Source organism: Rhizobium giardinii bv. giardinii H152, assembly GCF_000379605.1.
GTDB classification, from domain to species: Bacteria; Pseudomonadota; Alphaproteobacteria; order Rhizobiales; family Rhizobiaceae; genus Pararhizobium; species Pararhizobium giardinii.
On sequence record NZ_KB902735.1, the window covers coordinates 17687 to 36673 of the forward strand.

General features: G+C 63.2%; 20 protein-coding genes and 2 tRNA genes. 9 read left to right on the forward strand and 13 right to left on the reverse strand.

Annotation, left to right across the window (positions count from 1 at the left end):
• Nucleotides 1-111: 111 nt before the first annotated feature.
• A complete protein-coding gene (ppdK, locus tag A3AY_RS0130290) occupies nucleotides 112-2778 on the forward strand; it encodes a pyruvate, phosphate dikinase (protein WP_018329418.1) in 2667 nt (888 codons plus the stop codon).
• A 53-nt stretch (nucleotides 2779-2831) separates the two neighbouring features.
• Here the strand turns inward: ppdK and A3AY_RS0130295 are convergent, their stop codons facing one another.
• From A3AY_RS0130295 to A3AY_RS0130305, 3 genes are all read right to left on the reverse strand, one after another.
• Nucleotides 2832-3674 carry an alpha/beta fold hydrolase gene (locus A3AY_RS0130295; RefSeq protein ID WP_026203986.1) on the reverse strand — a complete coding sequence of 281 codons (843 nt, stop codon included), beginning with the start codon at nucleotides 3672-3674 and terminating at the stop codon, nucleotides 2832-2834.
• Nucleotides 3675-3793: 119 nt separating this feature from the next.
• Nucleotides 3794-4048 carry a hypothetical protein gene (locus A3AY_RS0130300; RefSeq protein WP_018329420.1) on the reverse strand — a complete coding sequence of 85 codons (255 nt, stop codon included), beginning with the start codon at nucleotides 4046-4048 and terminating at the stop codon, nucleotides 3794-3796.
• Between the two features lie 39 nt (nucleotides 4049-4087).
• The gene (locus tag A3AY_RS0130305; protein WP_018329421.1) at nucleotides 4088-4477 is read right to left on the reverse strand and encodes a hypothetical protein; all 390 of its coding nucleotides are present in this window, start codon (nucleotides 4475-4477) and stop codon (nucleotides 4088-4090) included.
• Between the two features lie 303 nt (nucleotides 4478-4780).
• On the opposite strand from A3AY_RS0130305, the gene A3AY_RS0130315 reads away from it, so the two are divergent.
• Complete coding sequence (locus tag A3AY_RS0130315; protein ID WP_018329423.1) at nucleotides 4781-5689, forward strand: DUF1499 domain-containing protein; 909 nt, start codon at nucleotides 4781-4783, stop codon at nucleotides 5687-5689.
• On the opposite strand, the gene A3AY_RS0130320 is transcribed toward A3AY_RS0130315, so the two are convergent.
• The 4 genes from A3AY_RS0130320 to A3AY_RS0130335 are packed head-to-tail and all read right to left on the reverse strand — an operon-like array spanning nucleotide 5690 to nucleotide 9067.
• Nucleotides 5690-7369: a saccharopine dehydrogenase family protein gene (locus A3AY_RS0130320; protein ID WP_018329424.1), complete on the reverse strand. Its 1680-nt coding sequence runs from the start codon at nucleotides 7367-7369 to the stop codon at nucleotides 5690-5692. It abuts the gene before it with no gap.
• Nucleotides 7366-7821, reverse strand: coding sequence for a thiol-disulfide oxidoreductase DCC family protein (locus A3AY_RS0130325; protein WP_018329425.1), 456 nt, complete (start codon nucleotides 7819-7821; stop codon nucleotides 7366-7368). The genes A3AY_RS0130320 and A3AY_RS0130325 overlap by 4 nt, the downstream gene beginning before the upstream one ends.
• Nucleotides 7821-8759, reverse strand: coding sequence for an MBL fold metallo-hydrolase (locus A3AY_RS0130330; RefSeq protein ID WP_018329426.1), 939 nt, complete (start codon nucleotides 8757-8759; stop codon nucleotides 7821-7823). The genes A3AY_RS0130325 and A3AY_RS0130330 overlap by 1 nt, the downstream gene beginning before the upstream one ends.
• An 11-nt stretch (nucleotides 8760-8770) precedes the next feature.
• Complete coding sequence (locus tag A3AY_RS0130335; RefSeq protein ID WP_018329427.1) at nucleotides 8771-9067, reverse strand: cupin domain-containing protein; 297 nt, start codon at nucleotides 9065-9067, stop codon at nucleotides 8771-8773.
• A gap of 361 nt (nucleotides 9068-9428) precedes the next feature.
• Between A3AY_RS0130335 and A3AY_RS0130340 the strand changes: the two genes are divergently transcribed.
• Nucleotides 9429-9502: transfer RNA gene (locus A3AY_RS0130340), tRNA-Gln, on the forward strand.
• A gap of 8 nt (nucleotides 9503-9510) precedes the next feature.
• On the opposite strand, the gene A3AY_RS0130345 is transcribed toward A3AY_RS0130340, so the two are convergent.
• The 3 genes from A3AY_RS0130345 to A3AY_RS0130355 form a co-directional block, all read right to left on the reverse strand.
• On the reverse strand, nucleotides 9511-9834 hold the full coding sequence (locus A3AY_RS0130345; protein ID WP_018329428.1) for a sunset domain-containing protein: 324 nt from the start codon (nucleotides 9832-9834) through the stop codon (nucleotides 9511-9513).
• Nucleotides 9835-9977: 143 nt separating this feature from the next.
• Complete coding sequence (locus A3AY_RS0130350; protein WP_018329429.1) at nucleotides 9978-10643, reverse strand: dihydrofolate reductase family protein; 666 nt, start codon at nucleotides 10641-10643, stop codon at nucleotides 9978-9980.
• Nucleotides 10644-10802: 159 nt separating this feature from the next.
• On the reverse strand, nucleotides 10803-11213 hold the full coding sequence (locus A3AY_RS0130355) for a hypothetical protein (protein WP_018329430.1): 411 nt from the start codon (nucleotides 11211-11213) through the stop codon (nucleotides 10803-10805).
• A 474-nt stretch (nucleotides 11214-11687) separates the two neighbouring features.
• Between A3AY_RS0130355 and A3AY_RS0130360 the strand changes: the two genes are divergently transcribed.
• From A3AY_RS0130360 to A3AY_RS36570, 3 genes are all read left to right on the forward strand, one after another.
• Nucleotides 11688-11764: transfer RNA gene (locus A3AY_RS0130360), tRNA-Pro, on the forward strand.
• A 584-nt stretch (nucleotides 11765-12348) separates the two neighbouring features.
• Nucleotides 12349-12828, forward strand: a complete 480-nt coding sequence (locus tag A3AY_RS0130365) for a DUF2938 domain-containing protein (protein ID WP_018329431.1) — start codon at nucleotides 12349-12351, stop codon at nucleotides 12826-12828.
• Between the two features lie 63 nt (nucleotides 12829-12891).
• A complete protein-coding gene (locus A3AY_RS36570) occupies nucleotides 12892-13152 on the forward strand; it encodes a hypothetical protein (RefSeq protein ID WP_040669443.1) in 261 nt (86 codons plus the stop codon).
• A gap of 177 nt (nucleotides 13153-13329) precedes the next feature.
• Here A3AY_RS36570 and cysN read toward each other — a convergent pair whose 3' ends face one another.
• The 3 genes from cysN to A3AY_RS0130385 are packed head-to-tail and all read right to left on the reverse strand — an operon-like array spanning nucleotide 13330 to nucleotide 16602.
• The gene (gene cysN / locus A3AY_RS0130375) at nucleotides 13330-14838 is read right to left on the reverse strand and encodes a sulfate adenylyltransferase subunit CysN (RefSeq protein WP_018329433.1); all 1509 of its coding nucleotides are present in this window, start codon (nucleotides 14836-14838) and stop codon (nucleotides 13330-13332) included.
• Nucleotides 14838-15791: a sulfate adenylyltransferase subunit CysD gene (cysD, locus tag A3AY_RS0130380; protein WP_018329434.1), complete on the reverse strand. Its 954-nt coding sequence runs from the start codon at nucleotides 15789-15791 to the stop codon at nucleotides 14838-14840. The genes cysN and cysD overlap by 1 nt, the downstream gene beginning before the upstream one ends.
• Nucleotides 15792-15831: 40 nt before the next feature.
• Entirely contained in the window at nucleotides 15832-16602 is a 771-nt protein-coding gene (locus tag A3AY_RS0130385) for a phosphoadenylyl-sulfate reductase (RefSeq protein ID WP_018329435.1), read from the reverse strand.
• 300 nt (nucleotides 16603-16902) lie between these two features.
• Here A3AY_RS0130385 and A3AY_RS0130390 point away from each other — a divergent pair, with 300 nt between their 5' ends.
• The 3 genes from A3AY_RS0130390 to A3AY_RS41135 all read left to right on the forward strand — a co-directional run bounded on the left by A3AY_RS0130390 (nucleotide 16903) and on the right by A3AY_RS41135 (nucleotide 18881).
• The gene (locus A3AY_RS0130390; RefSeq protein WP_018329436.1) at nucleotides 16903-17289 is read left to right on the forward strand and encodes a DUF6152 family protein; all 387 of its coding nucleotides are present in this window, start codon (nucleotides 16903-16905) and stop codon (nucleotides 17287-17289) included.
• Entirely contained in the window at nucleotides 17289-17768 is a 480-nt protein-coding gene (locus A3AY_RS0130395; RefSeq protein WP_018329437.1) for a hypothetical protein, read from the forward strand. The genes A3AY_RS0130390 and A3AY_RS0130395 overlap by 1 nt, the downstream gene beginning before the upstream one ends.
• Before the next feature lie 129 nt (nucleotides 17769-17897).
• A complete protein-coding gene (locus tag A3AY_RS41135) occupies nucleotides 17898-18881 on the forward strand; it encodes a calcium-binding protein (protein WP_018329438.1) in 984 nt (327 codons plus the stop codon).
• Nucleotides 18882-18987 lie beyond the last annotated feature (106 nt).

The following is an 18987-nucleotide window of genomic DNA, read 5'->3' on the forward strand; positions in this document are numbered from 1 at the left end:
ACTTTTGTCTCAAGATTTGCTGCAATGCAGCAAAATTCTGCCACCGATGCATTTTAAACGTGAAGAGGATAATGTAGCGTCAGGTGGGAGCCGTATGGGTGGAGAATGGGCATGACGAAATGGGTTTATACCTTCGGCGGGGGAGAAGCCGAAGGAAGTGCTGGTGATCGCGATCACCTGGGTGGCAAGGGTGCCAATCTGGCGGAGATGTGCAATCTCGGCCTGCCGGTGCCTCCGGGACTGACGATCATCACCGATGCCTGCGCGCGCTACTATGACGACGGCCGCATCATTTCCGAGGAATTGAGGAGCCAGGTTAAAGCCGGCATCGAGAAGATGGAGGCGATTACCGGCCGGCGCTTCGGCGATACGCAACACCCGCTGCTCCTGTCCGTGCGCTCCGGCGCGCGCGCCTCGATGCCGGGCATGATGGATACCGTCCTCAATCTCGGTCTCAACGATCACACCGTGGAGGCGCTCGGCCATGATGCGGGCGACGCGCGGTTCGCCTGGGACAGCTATCGCCGCTTCATCCAGATGTATGCCGATGTGGTGATGGGGCTCGATCACGAGGTTTTCGAGGAAATCCTCGAGGACGAGAAGGGCCGTCTTGGCCATGAAAACGATACCGAGCTTTCCGCCGTCGAATGGCAGCACGTTATCTCGCTCTACAAGCGGGTGATCGAGGAGGAGCTCGGCGAGGCCTTTCCGCAGGATCCGGAAGTGCAGCTCTGGGGCGCGATCGGCGCCGTCTTTGCCAGCTGGATGAACCCGCGGGCCATCACCTATCGTCATCTGCACAATATTCCGGCCGGGTGGGGCACCGCCGTCAACGTGCAGGCGATGGTCTTCGGCAATCTCGGCAATACGTCGGCGACCGGCGTTGCCTTTACCCGCAACCCCTCGACCGGCGAGAACGAGCTTTACGGCGAGTTCCTCGTCAATGCGCAGGGCGAGGATGTCGTCGCCGGCATCCGGACGCCGCAGAACATCACCGAGGCTGCCCGCATCGCCTCCGGCTCCGACAAGCCGTCGTTGGAAAAGCTGATGCCGGAAGCCTTCGAGGAGTTCCAGGCGATCTGCAACAAGCTGGAAGCGCACTACCGCGACATGCAGGATCTGGAATTCACCATCGAGCGCGGCAAGCTCTGGATGTTGCAGACCCGCTCCGGCAAGCGCACCGCCAAGGCGGCGCTGAAGATTGCCGTCGACATGGCCGAAGCCAAGACGATCACCAAGGAGCAGGCGGTCGCCCGCATCGATGCGGCTTCGCTCGACCAGCTGCTGCACCCGACCATCGATCCGCATGCCCGGCGCGACATCATCGGTTCCGGTCTGCCCGCCTCGCCGGGAGCCGCAACGGGGGAGATCGTCTTTACCTCGGAAGAGGCCGTGATGGCGCAGAAGGAAGGCCGCAAGGTCATCCTGGTGCGCGTCGAGACGAGCCCCGAGGACATTCATGGCATGCATGCGGCCCAAGGCATCTTGACCTCGCGCGGCGGCATGACCAGCCATGCGGCCGTCGTGGCGCGCGGCATGGGAATCCCTTGCGTCTCCGGCGCTGGCAATCTGCGCGTCGATGCGCGCAACGAACTGCTCCTTGCTCCCGCCATCACTTTGAAGAAGGGCGACGTCATCACCATCGACGGTTCCTCGGGCCAGGTGCTGAAAGGTGAAATCCCGATGCTGCAGCCGGAGCTTTCCGGCGACTTCGGCAAGATCATGGCCTGGGCCGACGCCAGCCGCCGCATGACCGTGCGCACCAATGCCGAGACCCCGGCCGATGCCCGCGCCGCCCGCTCCTTCGGCGCCGAAGGGATCGGTCTCTGCCGCACCGAGCACATGTTCTTCGAGGGCGACCGCATCAACGTCATGCGCGAAATGATCCTGGCCAGCGACGAGGCCGGACGGCGCGCATCGCTTGCCAAGCTGCTGCCGATGCAGCGCTCGGACTTCACGGAACTCTTCGAGATCATGCACGGGCTGCCGGTGACGATCCGCCTGCTCGATCCGCCGCTGCATGAGTTCCTGCCGAAGACCGACGAGGAGATCGCCGATGTCTCGGCCGTGCTCGACCTGAAGCCGTCGGACCTGCGCGAGCGCGTCGATGCCCTGCACGAGTTCAACCCGATGCTTGGCCATCGCGGCTGCCGGCTGGCGATCTCCTATCCCGAGATCGCCGAAATGCAGGCCCGCGCCATCTTCGAGGCGGCCGTGCAAGCTGCCCGCGAGACCGGCGCTGCGGTCGTGCCGGAAATCATGGTGCCGCTGGTCGGCCTGAAATCCGAACTCGATTACGTCAAGGCGTGCATCGATGCGGTGGCCAAGGAGGTGATCGGCGAGTCAGGGATCGACATCGAATATCTCGTCGGCACCATGATCGAGTTGCCGCGCGCGGCATTGCGCGCCCATGTGATCGCCGAATCCGCCGATTTCTTTTCCTTCGGCACCAACGACCTGACGCAGACCACCTTCGGCATCTCCCGCGACGACGCCGCGCAGTTCCTCAACACCTATATCCAGAAGGGCATCATCGAGAAGGACCCGTTCGTCTCGCTCGACTTCGATGGCGTTGGCGAACTGATCCAGATCGCCGCCGAACGTGGCCGCCGCACCAAGAACGGCCTGAAGCTCGGCATCTGCGGCGAACACGGCGGCGACCCGGAATCCATCCGCTTCTGCGAGGAAACCGGCCTCGACTACGTCTCCTGCTCGCCCTTCCGCGTGCCGATCGCACGGCTTGCAGCCGCGCAGGCGGCAATCAACGGCAAGGGGTAAATATCCGATCCGGTTGCCCGGCGGGATCCGAGCCCGCCGGGCAGCCGATTTAGCTACCTGTCAATGAACGCCCGCACCGCCTTGTTGTACCCTTCCGGGTCCTGCAGCATGGCGAAATGGCTGGCGTTTTCGAGGATCATCAGTTTGGCGCCGGGAATGGTCTTTGTCAGATAGTCCGTATGCTCGCGGCTGATCGCCTCGTCGTGATCACCCAGCACGATCGCGGTCGGCGTGGTGATCGTCTTCAGGTCGTCGTCGCTCCAGTTCGGCTGGCTTGCCCACATGTTGCCGATCTGGGTGACGAAGGCATCGTATTCCGTCGGTGTGGGCGAGATCTTCCTATAGACCTCGCCGGCCTTCTCGACATAGGCGGCAAAGGTCTTGTCCTCCATCACGGTTGGAATGACACCGTCCACCCTGGAATTGGCGGCCTGCGCGAAGAGCTTCGTCAGGCGCTCGGGATGATGAATGGCGATGTCGAGGCCGATGATGCCGCCGTCGCTCCAGCCGACCAGCGCCACCTTATCGATCTTCAGATAGTCGAGCAGGGCAAGATAGTCCGATGCCATCAGGTCATAGCTGTAGGGCTCGGCATTGCGGGTCGAGCGGCCATGGCCGCGGCTGTCGGCGATGATGACCGTATGATCTTTCGAAAGATCGGCCACCTGCGCGCCCCAAATCTCGCTGTATCCAAGACCGCCATGGATCAGGAGCACCGGCGGGCCGGAGCCATACACGGCGTAGTGCAGTTCGACGCCGTTGACGGGAGCCTTTCCCGCCTTTGCTGCTTGCGGCAGTCGGGCCGGGTCGGGCAGTTCTTGCCAGCGTTCCGCCGCAAGGGCGGGTGCTGCACAAAGGATGAAGAGGGCGCACAATATCTTCAGCACGGCTGTCATGAAAATCTCCCGGTCGATGTTCGCAGCCATCATAGGCACGAATCGCGTTTGCCAAAGCAAAAGCGCGCGCCCATTCGCGTAAAACGGGAAATTTCTTGCCCCAAGTGGAGCTTCCGCCATTAGCGGTGAACGATGACCGGTCTGTCCCAACCCCACAGCATGGCATCGTTGCCGTAACGGAAAGCCCGCGATTCCGCCCGGCGGTCGAGTTCGATGCGCTGCAGGCAGGTTGCAAGGGCGTCGGTGTTGCGGCGGAAGCCGTAGGACAGGCAGGTTTTCTCGTCGGCGGCGCGGCGCTCTTCCGGCGTCATCGACACACAGCCGGAAAGGATCGCGCCAAGTGCCGCCAGCAACAGGATATTTCGAATGAGCATGATCGGTCCCTGTGATGTCCTGCGAGATCCGATCAACTATCAGATGCGTTGCAGCACATCCACAAAAGCTTCGGCAAAATTCTTCAGGTCCGCCGTTTCCTCGTTCGGCTTTTCGATGCGGATCGTCGTTCCGTCGCTTTCCAGGCAGGCAAAGACGGTGGTCATCATCATGCTGCCGTCCTGCGGAATGCGCAGGACCGCGATCCTGTCGCAATCGGCAATCAGCCCTGACGCCGGCAGTTCAAACAGCAAGGCGCCATCGATTGCTGCGGCGGCAGCGCGGACATGGGCCGCAAAACCCTCGGCGCCGGTAGCGAAGCCGTCCAGCGAAAGCTCGAGTTCCAAGAGTTCCATGGTCAGGCTCGCATCCGATGGCGGCACGGCAGCCTGGGTCGCGGTTGCTTCCTGCTTGGTTTCGGATGACAGCATGCTCTCTCTCCTTTCAGGCCCCGGAAAGCGGCCGCTTCCCAGGTGCTCGGAAAATTTGATGTCTGTGCAAACCGGTCCAGCGAGTTGAGAACCGGGAAACACGCCTGATCCCCGTTCTCAAGACATGATTAACGAGAATGGCGAATTTGCGGCGCGAGCCGAGGTGCCAATACTTGCATGCACTTGCCTGTCTCATTCGCCGGTCGGTGATGATCTTGCCGAAAACCGCTTCACACCTCTCGCCGTCATGCTCTAAACAGGAGAAGAAGCTGCCACGTCCGGCCCAAGGATTGATTCTGCCAGATGATGATCAAGTATGAGCGCCCCACGTCTCATGCCGCCCGCTGGGCGCGCAGGATCGCCCGCTTTGCCTTCGGTCTCTTCGCTGCCGTGCTGCTGGCGCATCGTTTCGGCCCGCTGATCACGCCGCATTTCGTCGCGCTCATGGTGTTTTCGGCGGCATTGGCGGCCGTTGCCGTCATGCTTGCCGCCGTCGGCTTCGTCCGGCTCTGGCAGGTCGCGGCGGTCGGCGGCGTCGCCTCCTTCGTGGCGATCCTGTATGCAGCCGCGCCGCTCGGTGTTGCAGGCTTTGCGCTCAACGAATATTTTTCCAAGCCCGCGATCTACGATGTCAGCACCGATACCGTGACGCCGCCGCTCTGGATCAAGCCGCCGGATGCCGTGCAGGGCTGGCTCGAACGTCCCGCCGTGGTGACGCCGGAAGACCGGGAAGCCCAGATCGCGGCCTATCCCGGGCTGACCGGCCGCCGCTATGACGGCGCTCTCGACCGCGTCTTCCAGGGCGTGAAGATCGTCGCGGAAAAAACCGGCATCAGCATCGTTGCCGAAGAGGGCGTCGAAAACGCCAGACCGGATCTGGAGGACATGGCGGTCAAGCCGGACGCTACAGCGCCGGCCGACAGCGAACCCGGGGACGTGCCGATCCCGCTGTCGCGCCCGCAGACGATGCCGGGCGAGATGAGCGCCGGGCCGCGCTCCTCCAATATCCTGCTGCAGGGCGAATGGCGCACGCTGATCGTCGGCTTCCGTTTCGATGTGCTGATCCGGTTGCGCGAAGAGGCCGAGACGACCTTCGTCGACATGCGCGTGGCTTCCCGCTACGGCCCGCACGATCTCGGCCTGGGCGCGGCGTTTGCCAACCAGTTCCTGCATGCGCTCGACGCTGAACTGCTGGGCATTGCCGGCGATTGATCAGCCAAGCCAGCCGGTATAACGCACGATCAGCCCGGTGATCGGGCTTTTGATTTCGACGTGGAAACGAAATAGTCCGTCACGTTCCTCCTCGAACGTATCGCCGCCCGGCGCCAGAAACAGCGGCAGCGGCAGGCCGAGGAAGCGCCAGCGGCGGATCACGAGCCGCAAGCGGCCACTCTCCGGCACCAGCGCGATCAGCACGCGAAACGGCCCGAAATCCTCGGCCAGCAGGTGATCGTCACCGCCGGTACCCGCCGACTGGATGCTGCGGAAGGATTTTCCCGCAAAGGTGCGGGTCCAGGTCTCCCGCCCGCCGTCACACGCGAACTGGACGCTGACCGGAACATCGGTATTTTCCGCCGGAAAGCCGATGATCGCCGCCGTGATCCGGGCAAGCAGGCCGGTGCCGCGCTCCATCTTCGCGCGGCCCTCGACGGTTCTCGTCTCCGTGCCGTCATGCATGGCGGCGACGGCGGGCGGCAGGTCCGCCCAGGCGCTGGACAGCATGCGCCGGTAAAGCGACCGATGCTCCACGGCGCTTGTCTCGCGAATGCCGGTGCGGATGGCGAAGCGCGCAAGCAGCGGCTCGAAATCGGCAAGCGTCACAGCGCCTGCGGCCGGGCGGGCGCCGGGCTCCGGCTTAGTCCCGGCGAGCCAGCCGCGAATGATCGCCTCTGCCCCCATCGCCGGGATGAACGGCCCGTCGTCGCCCTCCGCGGTCAGGTGCCAGGATCGCTCCAGCGCGCTGCCATCGGCGGTCTTGCCTGTGACCGCGACGAACATGCCGCCGCGATGTTCGCCGAACGCGAACAGTTGCGATATCCGGTGAAACAGCGGTGCGAGCGGCGACAGCGACCGGACAATCCCGAGTCGCACCAGCCATGCGAACCATCCGAGAAGCCGCTGGAGAAATTGCGGCTCGGTGCCGGCGCCGGTAAATTCCGATTGCAGACCGGGGATGGCCTGTGGCAGCAGGGCAAGGTCCGGCGCGTCGGCGAGCGCAAAGCGGCGACGCCTGAGCGGCACGCAGCCGGGCGGCGCGATGGTTTTCTCGATGCCGTCGATCAGGCCGCGGCCGATCGTGGGCTTGCTGTCGCGGATCAGCGGCACCTTCTTGCCGGCATAGCTGCAAACCGCCTTGACGACGTTCAACCCCATGCGCGCCTTGGGCGAAGGGGCAATGCCCGCGGCGACCGTTTCGATGTTGGCAAATCCGGGTCTCAAGGCCTCGAGCGCGGCAAAGGAGAGGGCGGGAAAGCTGCTGCAGCCGGACAGCGCAAAGACGCCGGTTTGTCTTGCGCAAGCGTCGAGGCCCGAGATCCCCGCAACGAAGGCTGTTGCATCGGCGAGGTCGAGGTAGCAGATCTTCAGCGCGATGCAGGCCTCGACCAGGCGGTAGGGCTCAGGCCCGGCATCCTGAAACGGCCCGGAGGCATCGACGACGAGATCGGGCTTCAGCACGGCCAGCGCGGCTGCGACGTCGCCGGAGCGGTCCATCCTGACAGGCTCGACCGCTGCCCGGGCCCGAAGCGCGGCCGCGAAGGCCGTTGCCTTGCCGAGCGACCGCCCGGCAATCAGCAGCGTCAGCCGAGGCTCGTCGCAAAGCAGCCGCGCCAGCCTGCCGCCGAAGGTGCCGTAGCCGCCGAGGACGAGGACGCGCAAGCGCTCTGCGTTCATGCGATGAACCGGCCTCGATGCTCCGGTGCCGGCACGAAACAGGCATTGCGCCTCCCGCCGATGCGGTAGCGGTTGCGCGCCACCAGTTCGTAGAGCGGGTCGCGCAGTGGCCGGGGGATGAGACGCAGCACGGAAACGAGGCTGAAGGGGAAGCCCAGACCTGCTGCCATGCGCAGCGATCCCTCCGATTTCAGGAAGGCAAGACCGTTTTCGATCAGCATGTTGGTCTCGTAGTTGCGGCTGTCGAGCCCGTAATGCCGGTAGAGCGCCTCGCCGAGCGGCGATTGCGCCGTGAGGAAGCGGTAGCGGCCCTGCTTGTCGTGCCGGAGCACGAAGTTCACCCAGCCGGAGCAGAAGATGCATTCGCCGTCGAAGACGATGATCGGCTGATCGTCGGTAAAGGCGGGCACCGCCGGATCGTTGCGGTAGCTGTAGGCCGGACGGGAATGCATCAGGTCGCGCCTCCCGGCGCCAGGCGATAGGTGCCGGCGAGCGATGGCGGACCGTTCGTCTCGACCTGACCGCGTTCGACGAGGTCTTCGATATGGGCAAAGACCGAAAGCGCCGCCGCACCGTGCAGCCGCGGATCGGTGGTCGCGTAGATCACCTTGACCATGTCGGGGATCAGGCTGTCGCCGGCGCGCACCCGCTCCAGGACGGCGCGCTCGCGCATCCGCCGATGCGCCCTCAGGCCCCGCAGGAAGGCGGCGGGGTCCTTCACCGGGCCGCCATGGCCGGGCAGGTAGAGCCGGTCGTCGCGGCCAAGCAGCTTTTCCAGCGATGCCATATAGTCGGTCATCGATCCGTCCGGCGGTGCCACGATCGAAGTCGCCCAGGCCATGACGTGATCGGCGGAAAAGACGATACCCGTATCCCCCGGAGTGGTGCCGCCGAGCGCGAAGGCGGCGTGGTTGGCGGTATGGCCGGGTGTCAGCAGCGCCGTCAGCGACCAGCCGTCACCCTCCACGGTGTCACCGTCCATCAGCCGGATGTCCGGCGCAAAATCGATATCGGAGCTTTCGGCAAAGGGGTTCACCTCGCCCTCGTGCAGCAGCCTTGCCGCCCGGTGGGGGCCTTCGGCGACGATCAGCGCGCCGGTCTCGGCCTTGAGGCGGCGGGCGAGCGGCGAGTGGTCGCGATGTGTATGGCTGACGGCGATATGGGTGACCTCGCGCCCCTTCAGCGCCGCCATCAGCGCCTGAAAATGCGCCTCGTCCTCCGGCCCGGGGTCGATCACCGCGACGGATTTGTTTCCGACGATATAGCTGTTGGTACCGTGGAAGGTGAAGGGGCCGGGATTGTTGACGGTGATGCGCTGGACGCCGTCCGCCACCGTCACCGCCTCGCCATGGGCCGGCTGGAAGTCGAGGTCGAAGTCAGGGCCTTCCATGCGTCGTTTCTTCACTTGTATTCGATTTCGATGAACGACATGAATTCCTTGCCTGCGTTGATGACATTGTGCTCGACACCCGGCTCGCGCCGATAGGCCGCGCCCTTGGCGATGTCGACACGCCGCTCGCCGCCCGGCTCCTCGAGCAGGAAGCGGCAGTCGGTCATCGGCACGACGACATAGCCCATGCCATGCACATGATGCCCGGTATCGGCCCCTGGCTCGAAATCCCATCGGGTGATCCGCACCACATCGTCATCGAGTAGCAGCGTCGGCTTGGCGGGCGGTCGGGCGCGAAAAATGCTCATGAAGGTCTCCGGTGCGCAGGCGAGCTTAGGATGTGGGGGAGGGAATGAAAAGGGCAATCGGCACGTTCTGCGTTTGCCGCCCCCTCTGTCACTTCGTGACATCTCCCCCACAAGGGGGGAGATCGTTCCTTTCCCTCGCGGCTTCAACGCACAACGGTAAGGGGCGCACATGGCTTCCGGCCAATCTCCCCCCTTGTGGGGGAGATGTCGGCGTCGCCGACAGAGGGGGGTAAACCCGCCACAACCTCCATATTCCCGCGAAAAAAACCACACCTATCCCCAACTTAGCCGTTGTCGCTCGCTTTTACCTTTGCTAAACCGGCTCTCGGTTTGGCCGGGCTAGCTGCTTCGGGCCAAGCGTTGGGGCGTAGCCAAGCGGTAAGGCAGTGGTTTTTGGTACCGCCATCCCTGGTTCGAATCCAGGCGCCCCAGCCAACCCATCTTCAATTCCGCGCCTTGCGCCATCCCGCCGCCCAGGCCTCGGCCTCCGAGCAAAACCACCGCTCGCCATATTGCGGGCTGATCTTCGTCGCGCTGTAATATTCCTGTCCGGGAACATGGAAAATCCGTTCCCCGGTCTCGATGCTGATATTGCCCTTGATGTTGCAGGCTTGCGCTGTGCCGCTGAGCGACAAAAGCAGGTCGTCGGCGCTCATGATACCGGCGGCACTGACCGCAATGAGGCCCAGCACGACCCCGGGCGCGGCTGCGACGGACGCAAGCAGGGAGCCGTGCTGCTGCTTTCGATGGAACTGGCGCTGGCGCATGATCCTTTCCCCAAAGGTCTGCGCCCAAGTGTAAACGGGGCCTTATATTAGTTAAATCTATACTATCGGTGGACCAGGAAGGCCGCAGATACTCCGAACGGCCCATGGTGAGGCGACCCTGCTTTGAGCAAGGCCCGCCAACCTCACCCCTCGCGCGCCATCCGCGCCCGCCGCTCGATTTCCGCCGCCGAGGGTTCCTGCGCCGCAAACGAGCCGGTCGTGATCTCGCCCTCGCGCACATAGGTGTTGATCGTGACGCCGGTTGTCGAGACCTTCGATTTCGTCAGCTTCAGCGCCGCCGGCATGGCGCCCTTGCCGAACAGCCGCTTGCCGCGGCCGAGCAGGAGCGGGAAGATCAGCAGGCGGAATTCGTCGATCAGGTCGGCGGCAAGCAGGGTCTGGATGAGGTCGCCCGATCCCTGCAACAGAAGCACCGGGCCGTCGCCGTGCTTGAGTTGCTTCACCGCGGCGGTGACATCGCCGTCGATCGCTACGGAATTCTGCCAGGCAAGCGGCTGCGTCGATCGGCTGGCGACATATTTGGTCGCCGGGTTGAACAATGAGCCGATCGCGTCGTCTTTGTCGACATAGGGCCAGTAAGCGGCGAAGATTTCGTAGGTCTTGCGGCCGAGCAGAAGGTCGAACGGCTCGGAGAATGTCTCGGCGATCGCCTCGCGCGTCACCTCATCCCAGTAGTTGACGGTCCAGCCGCCATGCGTGAAACCGCCGGTCGGATCCTCGTCCGGCCCGCCGGGCGCCTGCATGACGCCGTCCAGGCTCAAGAATGTTGCGGCAACGACCTTCCTCATAGTTTCCTCCCTCGGATGCGGGGCGTTTCTACCGAGAGAGGTGGGGCAGACGTCCGGCCGGTCAAGGCCAATAGAGGGCGATGGAAAAGCCGGGCAAAAATTAACCCGCCGGCGGGACCGGCGGGCGCATCGATGTCATGCGGCTTGGACGCATTGGCGCTACTTCGCCTTGTCGCCGGCCAGGAACTCGTCGCACCAGCTCGGGCCGGTCGAGGTCTTGCGGTCGCCGAGCACATGCACCGAACGGATGACATAGTCGGAGGAGACCGTCAGCTGGACGGAACAGCTGAGGAACTCGGTGCGGGCAGAGGCGATCTTCTTGCCCTTCTTGCCGTCCTTGCCTTCGGCATACTGCGCCGGGACCGTGCGCTTCTTGTAGCCGCCCTTCCAGGAATAGACCGTCATGTCGCCGCTCTCGACGTCAGATTGCGGCGGGCCGAACTGGGCGAAGAAAGTGCCGGCCGGCTGGCCGTTCCAGCGCGATTCGACGGCATTTCGAGCCGGTCCGGTGGTCGTGCAGCCGGCAAGCGCCAGCGCAAGGCCGGCGATGGTCATCAAGCGGAAATTCATGTCTCAAGTCCCTTTGGCGTTCGTTCTGAAAGTGGCGCGGCCAAGGCGGCGCAACACGCGGGCGGCCAAGGCTTTCGACGCTGCCTCTAGCGCCAAAGCCGTTGAAAGAAAATCGCCAGAACGACTTATCTACGCAGTCCCGCTCATAAATTCGCAAGCGTTGCCGAAACGCCCCAGCGAGCAGGCGTTTCGCCATGGGTAGACGGCGATAAGCGCCATTGCCGCTCATCCGCCCTGCCGGACACCTTCTCCCCGTTTGGCGGGGAGAAGGACCGAGCGGCATCCTCGGTCGTCCCCTCTCCCTGCAAGCAGGGAGAGGGTTAGGGTGAGGGGCCAAGCGGCGGCGTTGCCCGTTGGCTGCAGTTGTTCACAGCCAAGGCCGGCTTACCGCATTGTTTTTATCCGACTTTGCGATTTTTCGATTTTGCTGCTTGTCGAAAGGAAAATGCTGTTCTATAGAGGCGCCGCTGGTCACGGAGTGTAGCGCAGCCTGGTAGCGCACGTCGTTCGGGACGACGGGGTCGGAGGTTCGAATCCTCTCACTCCGACCAGCTTGAACCCACTGAAATCGTTGGACGATTTCGAAAAGTCCTTGCTGGGTGGGCGTTTCCTCATTTTATACCCGTGCGGCTTCAGTAGGCGTTGGCAGCGTTCTGCCGGAACGTCGGATCATTGTGCAGCGATCCCGGCTGGAACAATCGAGCAGTATCAATTGCGATGAAAACCTGTCAAAAGCCTCTCGCCTGCAAAGGCGGGACGCGGCCGCTATTAAATTTAGAATAGGGCCGGGTGGGCAGATTGACGTCTCTCCTGCCGCCACGAAAGAACGTGGCCGTCCTTATCCCGCATTCTGTCGTCAGCGGCGCCATCGCGCCATGGAGGGGCGTCCTTGCACGGTAAATCTTCACCGTGGCAACCAAGCCCGGGCGCCAAGCCCTCGATCCCGTGACCCGTGCCGGCATCACCTGCCGACGTCGTCCTTCTTGACCGAAAAACCAGAGATGAACTACAACGGCTTTGCAACTGCAGTTCAGGCCTGCCCGCAGATGCGCACCATCAATTCCCGCCCGGTTCACGCAGCGCCTTCAGACAGGTGGCTCGCCTGTCCGGCGCATTATCAGGAGCCGGGTTGCCCATGTTCGATATCCTTTGGCGTAGCGTGGCTGTCGGCGTCGGCGGCACGGTTCTCATGGATCTCTGGGCCATTCTCTTGTCCTTCCTGCCCGGTCAGCGATGGCCGAACTGGGCGCCGGTCGGGCGGTGGTTCTGGCATCTCCGCTCCGGAAAAGTTTTCCACGACGATATCGGCAAGGCTACGCCCTATGAGCATGAACTGGCCCTGGGATGGATCGGCCACTATGCCGTCGGCATCCTCTATGGCGTCCTGCTTGTCGCCGTGGCGGGCGCCGCCTGGCTCGACGCGCCGACATTCCTTCCCGCCTGGGCCGTCGGCATTGTCACTGTCGGGGCGGGCTGGTTCCTGTTGCAGCCGGGGCTCGGTCTCGGCTGGGCCGCCTCGAAGCTGCCGAACGCCAATCGGGTGCGCCTCCTCAACCTCGCCGCCCACACCGTTTTTGCGGCGGGCATGTACGGCACGGCGCTTCTCATCCGCTAGACTGGCAAGATTTCCCTCGGCTGCCATGCTATGGCTTCGCGCATCACCGTTCGAGGACATGCATTGAAAAAGATTGACGACCTGATCGCCTCCGCCAAAAGCATCCACGACCGCTACAAGGCCGGCCGCATGGAGCGTGAAACCGTGCGCGAATGGGCCCTTGGCCTTGGCGAATACCCGCCGCCCTATGCCGCCCCGATGCGCGAGGCTGCGGCCTGGTTCAAGCCGGTGCGCGACATGGAGCCGGATGCGTTGAAGGCGGCCGATATCGAGAAGCTAAGGGCGATTGTCGAGGCGCATCGACCGGATTTCAAGGCTGACTGAAAAGGCTTGCTCTTTTCGGCGGCGGGCTCGCGATCGCCGCGCCGCGGTTTGTGGGATGAAGCCCGGCAGACCAGCATCGCCAATTGATCGCAGAGCACCGCACCGCAATCGCAGGGCATGCAAAAGGGCCAGTCAGAACGACCGGCCCTTTTGCTGAGGCATATCGGAAGCGGCAGCTCAGCCGTCGATGTCGTCGAACAATTCGCTCGCTTTGCCGGCAGAAACGCGACGGATTTCGGCTTCCTCACGGCGGTTGGCGAACAGTTCGGTTGCCATCAGCTGGTCGGCGAGATCGGCCGGCAGCGAGAGGATGACGCGGCCCTCTTCGGTGTGGATGCCGGAGAGCGACGCCCGCTTGGCGGTGATCATGCCGCCGGCCACCGTGTTGTTGGTGTCGGGGTCGATCAGGATGAAGGCGCCGGTGGTGCGGTTCTGCTCGTAACTGTCGAATACGGCCTGCTCGTCGAAGGAGAGGTGCACCTTGCCGATCGCGTTCATGGAAAGCGCATCGGTGTGGTGGTTCCACTTGCCGCTTTTCAGGTCGAGCAGGCTGGACGGCTGCACGGTGACGCGCTGGCGGCGCGAGCCGCTCTTCAGCCAGTAGCGCTTGCCGGGCTGGATGCCATCCGGCTGCAGCGCAACGAGCTGTGCATCGAAGGCGACGCCGGTCTGCGGCTGGCTTTCCAGCGAAACGATCATGTCGCCGCGCGACACGTCCACTTGACGGTCGAGAACGAGCGTGATCGCGTCGCCGGCGACGGCAGCGTTGCGCACCAGGTCGAAGGTGACGATCTTGGTAACGTTGGCGACCATGCCGGACGGCAGGATGACGACCGAATCGCCGGGCTTTACCGAGCCGCCGGCGACCGTGCCCTGATAGCCGCGGAAGCTTTCGCCCGGGCGGGAGACGCGCTGCACCGGCAGGCGGAAGCCGACGGTCTGGGCGGAGCGCACCGTCGCCAGTTCCAGCACCTCGACCAGCGTCGGGCCATCGTACCAGGGCATCGAGGCCTTGCCGTCGTAGACGACGTTTTCGCCCTTCAGCGCCGAAACCGGGATCGCGGTGATCTGGCGCACGCCGAGCGAGAGAGCCAGTTCCTTGAAGTCGTGGCTGATCTGGTCGAAGCGGGCGCGGTCGTAACCCGTCAGGTCGATCTTGTTGACGGCAAGCACGAACTGCTTAATGCCCATCAGCGTCGCGATCGTCGCGTGGCGGCGGGTCTGCTCGAGCAGGCCGACGCGGGCGTCGACCAGCAGCACGGCGAGATCGGCCGTCGAGGCGCCGGTTGCCATGTTGCGGGTATATTGCTCATGGCCGGGCGTGTCGGCGACGATGAAGGAGCGCTTGTCGGTGGCGAAATAGCGATAGGCGACATCGATGGTGATGCCCTGTTCGCGTTCGGCCTGAAGACCGTCAAGCAGCAGTGCAAAATCGGGCAGGCCGAGATCGTTCTGCTTGCCGCTGTCACGGCGCAGCGTCGCGGCCTGGTCTTCCTTGACGGCCTTGGTATCCCAGAGCAGGCGGCCGATCAGGGTGGACTTGCCGTCGTCGACGCTGCCGCAGGTGATGAGGCGCAGCGGGCGCGTGTCGCGCACTGCCTTCGCGGGCTCAACGGCCGGAAAGGCTGTGACGGTTCCGCTCTTTGCCTCGGCGGCTGCGGACTGTGCTACGGCGGAAACGGTCATCAGAAGTATCCTTCGCGTTTTTTCTTCTCCATCGAGCCGGACTGGTCCCGGTCGATGGCGCGGCCCTGGCGTTCGGAAACGGTCGCGGTTTCGAGTTCTGAGATGATATCGTCGAGGGTCAATGCCTGCGAGCGGATGGCGCCGGTCAGCGGGAAGCAGCCGAGCGTGCGGAAGCGGATGACTTCCTCGCGCTTCGTTTCGCCGGGCAGCAGTTCAAGGCGCGGATCCTCGGCCAGGATCATCATGCCGTCGCGTTCGACGATGGGGCGCTTCTTGGCGAAGTAGAGCGGGACGATCGGAATGTCTTCGGCCTGGATGTAGCGCCAGATATCGACTTCGGTCCAGTTCGACAACGGGAAGGCGCGCACGCTTTCGCCCTTGCGGATCATGCCGTTATAGACGTTCCAGAGTTCCGGGCGCTGGTTGCGCGGGTCCCAGCGGTGGTCCGGCGTACGGAACGAATAGATGCGTTCCTTGGCGCGCGAGGCTTCCTCGTCGCGGCGGGCGCCGCCGAAGGCCGCGTCATAGCCGCCGGCGTCCAGCGCCTGGCGCAGCCCCTCGGTCTTCATGATGTCGGTATAGAGCGCCGAACCATGGGAGAAGGGGGTGACGTTTTCTGCAGCGCCGCGCGGGTTGATGTGCTCCACCAGGTCGAGATCGTATTTTTTCACGATCTCGTCGCGGAAGGAGATCATCTCGGCGAATTTCCAGCCGGTGTTGACGTGCAAGAGCGGGAAGGGCACGCGCCCGGGATAGAAGGCCTTGCGCGCCAGATGCAGCAGCACGGACGAATCCTTGCCGACCGAATAGAGCATCACCGGCTTCTCGAACTCGGCGGCCACTTCGCGGAAGATGTGGATCGCTTCGTTCTCGAGCGCCTTCAGATGCGGATCGAGCGGCGTCTTGGCCGTTTGTGGATTGTGCAGTTCCGTTTCCGGAAGGGTATGAGGCATTTCAAGTCTCCGGGAGTGTCTGTGAGGCAAGCCGCGCGGGTTATCGCACAAGACTGCTTGCAAGAGGTGTCGATTGCGGGATGGCGGAGGCGGCGGTTTCAGGCACGTGAAGGCCGCATTCGCGCTTCTCGTCGTTTTCCCACCACCAGCGGCCGGCCCGTTCCGGTTCGCCCGGCTTGATGGCACGCGTGCAGGGCTCGCAGCCGATCGAGGGATAGCCGCGGGCGTGCAGCGGATTGACCGGGATCTCTTTGGCGGCCACATGGGCGCGGATCGTCTCGATATCCCAGTCGGCCAGCGGATTGATCTTGATCAGGCCACGGTCGAGGTCGGCTTCGGCAAACGGCGTATCGGCGCGATTGCCCGACTGGCCGCGACGCAGGCCGGTGATCCAGAAGGATGCCCCTTCGAGTGCGCGCGCAAGAGGCTTCACCTTGCGCGCGCCACAACAGGCATGCCTGGCTTCGACGCTGTCGTAGAAACCGTTCATGCCGTACTTGGCGGCAAAGGCGTCGATGTCGTCCTGCTCGGGGTAAAAGCGCTTGATCAGGATGCCATAGGTCTCTTCGGTCTCATCGATCAGCGCGACGGTCTCGTTGAAGAGGCGGCCGGTCTCGAGCGTCGAGACCTCTATGCCGAGCTTGTCCGAACCGATCGCTGCGGTGATCACCTGATCCTCGATGCCGAGGCTGGTGGTGAAGACCGCCTTGCCCTCAAGACCGGCGACCAGAGCCAGCCGGCCGGCAAGGTCGAGGCTTTCGAGCTGCTTGTTCAGCGCCGAGGCGCGATTTTCGAGTGATGCGGATGTCATGGGAGGAAATCCTGATACTGTTGTCCCGGAATATCGCAGCCCGATGCGACAAAAGACAGAAAAACGGATTTCTAAACGCGGCGGATCAGAGCAAATATCTCTCCGAAGGGGAAAATTCTAAGAAAACCTAGTAATTTAATAGATTATTCTCGCCTCGCAGTCGGCTGGAGATGATGCGTCGAAGACTGCGCGTGCCGGCCAGCGCAATGGCGGCATCTTCAAAAATCGGTGATCTCCCTTTCCCTTTTCATCGTCGGCGCCAATTTTGCCGCATCGCCTGTCACAAGGAGGAGACGTGAGATGGCTGGATTATTTCCAACCCGTGCTGTTGCCGGCAGCCTGGTAGCCATGCTGTTTGCCGCCAGCGCCTATGGCCATCACGGCTGGTCCTGGGCCGAGGCCGATCAGATCGAGCTTACGGGCACGATCCGCGAAATTTCGATGGCACCGCCGCATCCGACGCTGAACGTCGCCACGGAAAAAGATGGCGTCTGGCTGGTCGAGCTCGGTAATCCCCGGCTGACCGAACAGTCGGGTTTCGTCGAGGGCGCGGCCAAGATAGGCGACCCGATCGTCGTTCTCGGCAATCGCTCGCTCGATCCCAATGAAAAGAGAATGAAAGCTGTGCGGATCACCGTGTCGGGCAAGGTTTACGACATCTATCCGGATCGGATCCGGACGAATTGATGAGCGGGACGGACCTGCTGCAATGGCTTGCCGGATGGCCTGGCGCGGCATTGTTGCGACGCTTCAGTATCGCCTATCTGTTCGTGAATGCCGCGCATATCCTTGGCATCGGGCTGATCGTCGGTGCCATCCTGCCGCTCGATCTGCGGCTCATGGGCCTGTTGCGCGCGCCGCCGGTCGCAGCGATTGGGCCTTTCCTGTCGCGCGCCGCGGCAGCCGGCGTTGCGCTTGCGGTTCTGTCCGGGTTCTGGCTTTTTACCGTGCGCCCGGCCCATTATCTCACCAATCCGGCCTTTCTCATCAAGCTTGCGCTGATCGCTGCCGCGATCGTCAATCTCGGCTACCTGCATATGAGCGGCGCGTGGGGCGCCGTCGCAACCGGCGCGCCTGCAGGTGGTCTCGTGCGGCTCTGTGCTTTCCTGTCCTTCTTTCTCTGGCTCGGGGCGCTGCTTGCCGGTCGCTGGATCGGTTTTTTGTAACCGATACCGAGCGGAATGGAGCAAAATTCAAAAATATGATAAAAACGATCCAGTTTATCTCGTATTAACTTGACAAAATAAGTCATCTTAAAATAGGCCTCGGTCGTTCATATTTCTGGGGTACTTCCGATGACGATCACCATCACAGCAACCGACGTGAATGCCGACGGTACAGGCATCAATCTTCTCACCTATCTCACCGAGTTCGCCAACGACTTCGTGGCGTCCGGGCGCGGCCAGTTCAGCGGCGCCAACGGCATTTCCGGTGAGGAATATGCCGCCACCGACTCCTCGGGCTACGGCGTCGTGTTCGGATCCGACGACACGGCGTGGAGCTACAACATGACGACGCATACCGTCACGGGCAGCCTCGACGCCGTCACCTTCGGTTCCGCTGTCACGCTCGACACGACGACGCGCACCTTCACGCAGACGGTCGAGGTCGCGATCAGCGGCCTCGATATCGACGACAGCAGCCTGGCGGAGGGCATTCGCGGCGAACTGACCGGCTCGACGACGACCCTGCTGCTCGACTACCTCAAGACGGAATCGCTGGTTTTCAAGGGCAGCTCCGGCAGCGACGTTTTCCGCGGTTATGACTTCGCCGACAGGCTTGAGGGCGGCAGCGGCAACGATACCCTCGTCGGCGGCGGCGGAGCCGACGTCCTTTTGGGCCAGAACGGTAACGACATCGCCAAGGGCGGCACGGGCAACGACACCATCAAAGGTGGTCTCGGCAACGACAAGATCTATGGCGAGGCCGGTAATGACAAGCTCTACGGCGAAGCGGGTAACGATGGACTGAACGGCGGCGCCGGCAATGACCGCCTGACGGCGAGCCTCGGCAATGACACGCTGACCGGCGGCGCCGGCACCGACACCTTCCTGTTCGGAACCACGATCGGGCGCACAGTCATCACCGATTTCGCCGCCGGCAAGACGGTTTCCGACGTTCTCGTCCTTGAAAAGAGCCTTCTTTCGTCCTTCGCCAATGTGACGGCGAACGCGACGGAAAACTCGCTCGGCGTGACGATCGACTACGGCGACGGCTCGATCGTTCTGAAGGGTGTCGAGCTTGCCGACCTGCACCGCAACGACTTCTTCTTCGTCTGATCGTCGGGCATAGAACAATGCTCAGGGCCGGGCGCTTGTCGTCCGGCCCTTTGATTCTGTCTTCGGTTGAATGTCTTTCTGTCGTGGACTTATCATGCATCGCAAT

Coding starts and splice junctions, on each gene's coding strand:
- ppdK (WP_018329418.1), top strand. CDS start 112: ATGACGAAATGGGTTTATACCTTCGGCGGGGGAGAAGCCGAAGGAAGT.
- A3AY_RS0130295 (WP_026203986.1), bottom strand. CDS start 3,674: ATGACAGCCGTGCTGAAGATATTGTGCGCCCTCTTCATCCTTTGTGCA.
- A3AY_RS0130300 (WP_018329420.1), bottom strand. CDS start 4,048: ATGCTCATTCGAAATATCCTGTTGCTGGCGGCACTTGGCGCGATCCTT.
- A3AY_RS0130305 (WP_018329421.1), bottom strand. CDS start 4,477: ATGCTGTCATCCGAAACCAAGCAGGAAGCAACCGCGACCCAGGCTGCC.
- A3AY_RS0130315 (WP_018329423.1), top strand. CDS start 4,781: ATGATGATCAAGTATGAGCGCCCCACGTCTCATGCCGCCCGCTGGGCG.
- A3AY_RS0130320 (WP_018329424.1), bottom strand. CDS start 7,369: ATGAACGCAGAGCGCTTGCGCGTCCTCGTCCTCGGCGGCTACGGCACC.
- A3AY_RS0130325 (WP_018329425.1), bottom strand. CDS start 7,821: ATGCATTCCCGTCCGGCCTACAGCTACCGCAACGATCCGGCGGTGCCC.
- A3AY_RS0130330 (WP_018329426.1), bottom strand. CDS start 8,759: ATGGAAGGCCCTGACTTCGACCTCGACTTCCAGCCGGCCCATGGCGAG.
- A3AY_RS0130335 (WP_018329427.1), bottom strand. CDS start 9,067: ATGAGCATTTTTCGCGCCCGACCGCCCGCCAAGCCGACGCTGCTACTC.
- A3AY_RS0130345 (WP_018329428.1), bottom strand. CDS start 9,834: ATGCGCCAGCGCCAGTTCCATCGAAAGCAGCAGCACGGCTCCCTGCTT.
- A3AY_RS0130350 (WP_018329429.1), bottom strand. CDS start 10,643: ATGAGGAAGGTCGTTGCCGCAACATTCTTGAGCCTGGACGGCGTCATG.
- A3AY_RS0130355 (WP_018329430.1), bottom strand. CDS start 11,213: ATGAATTTCCGCTTGATGACCATCGCCGGCCTTGCGCTGGCGCTTGCC.
- A3AY_RS0130365 (WP_018329431.1), top strand. CDS start 12,349: ATGTTCGATATCCTTTGGCGTAGCGTGGCTGTCGGCGTCGGCGGCACG.
- cysN (WP_018329433.1), bottom strand. CDS start 14,838: ATGACCGTTTCCGCCGTAGCACAGTCCGCAGCCGCCGAGGCAAAGAGC.
- cysD (WP_018329434.1), bottom strand. CDS start 15,791: ATGCCTCATACCCTTCCGGAAACGGAACTGCACAATCCACAAACGGCC.
- A3AY_RS0130385 (WP_018329435.1), bottom strand. CDS start 16,602: ATGACATCCGCATCACTCGAAAATCGCGCCTCGGCGCTGAACAAGCAG.
- A3AY_RS0130390 (WP_018329436.1), top strand. CDS start 16,903: ATGGCTGGATTATTTCCAACCCGTGCTGTTGCCGGCAGCCTGGTAGCC.
- A3AY_RS0130395 (WP_018329437.1), top strand. CDS start 17,289: ATGAGCGGGACGGACCTGCTGCAATGGCTTGCCGGATGGCCTGGCGCG.
- A3AY_RS41135 (WP_018329438.1), top strand. CDS start 17,898: ATGACGATCACCATCACAGCAACCGACGTGAATGCCGACGGTACAGGC.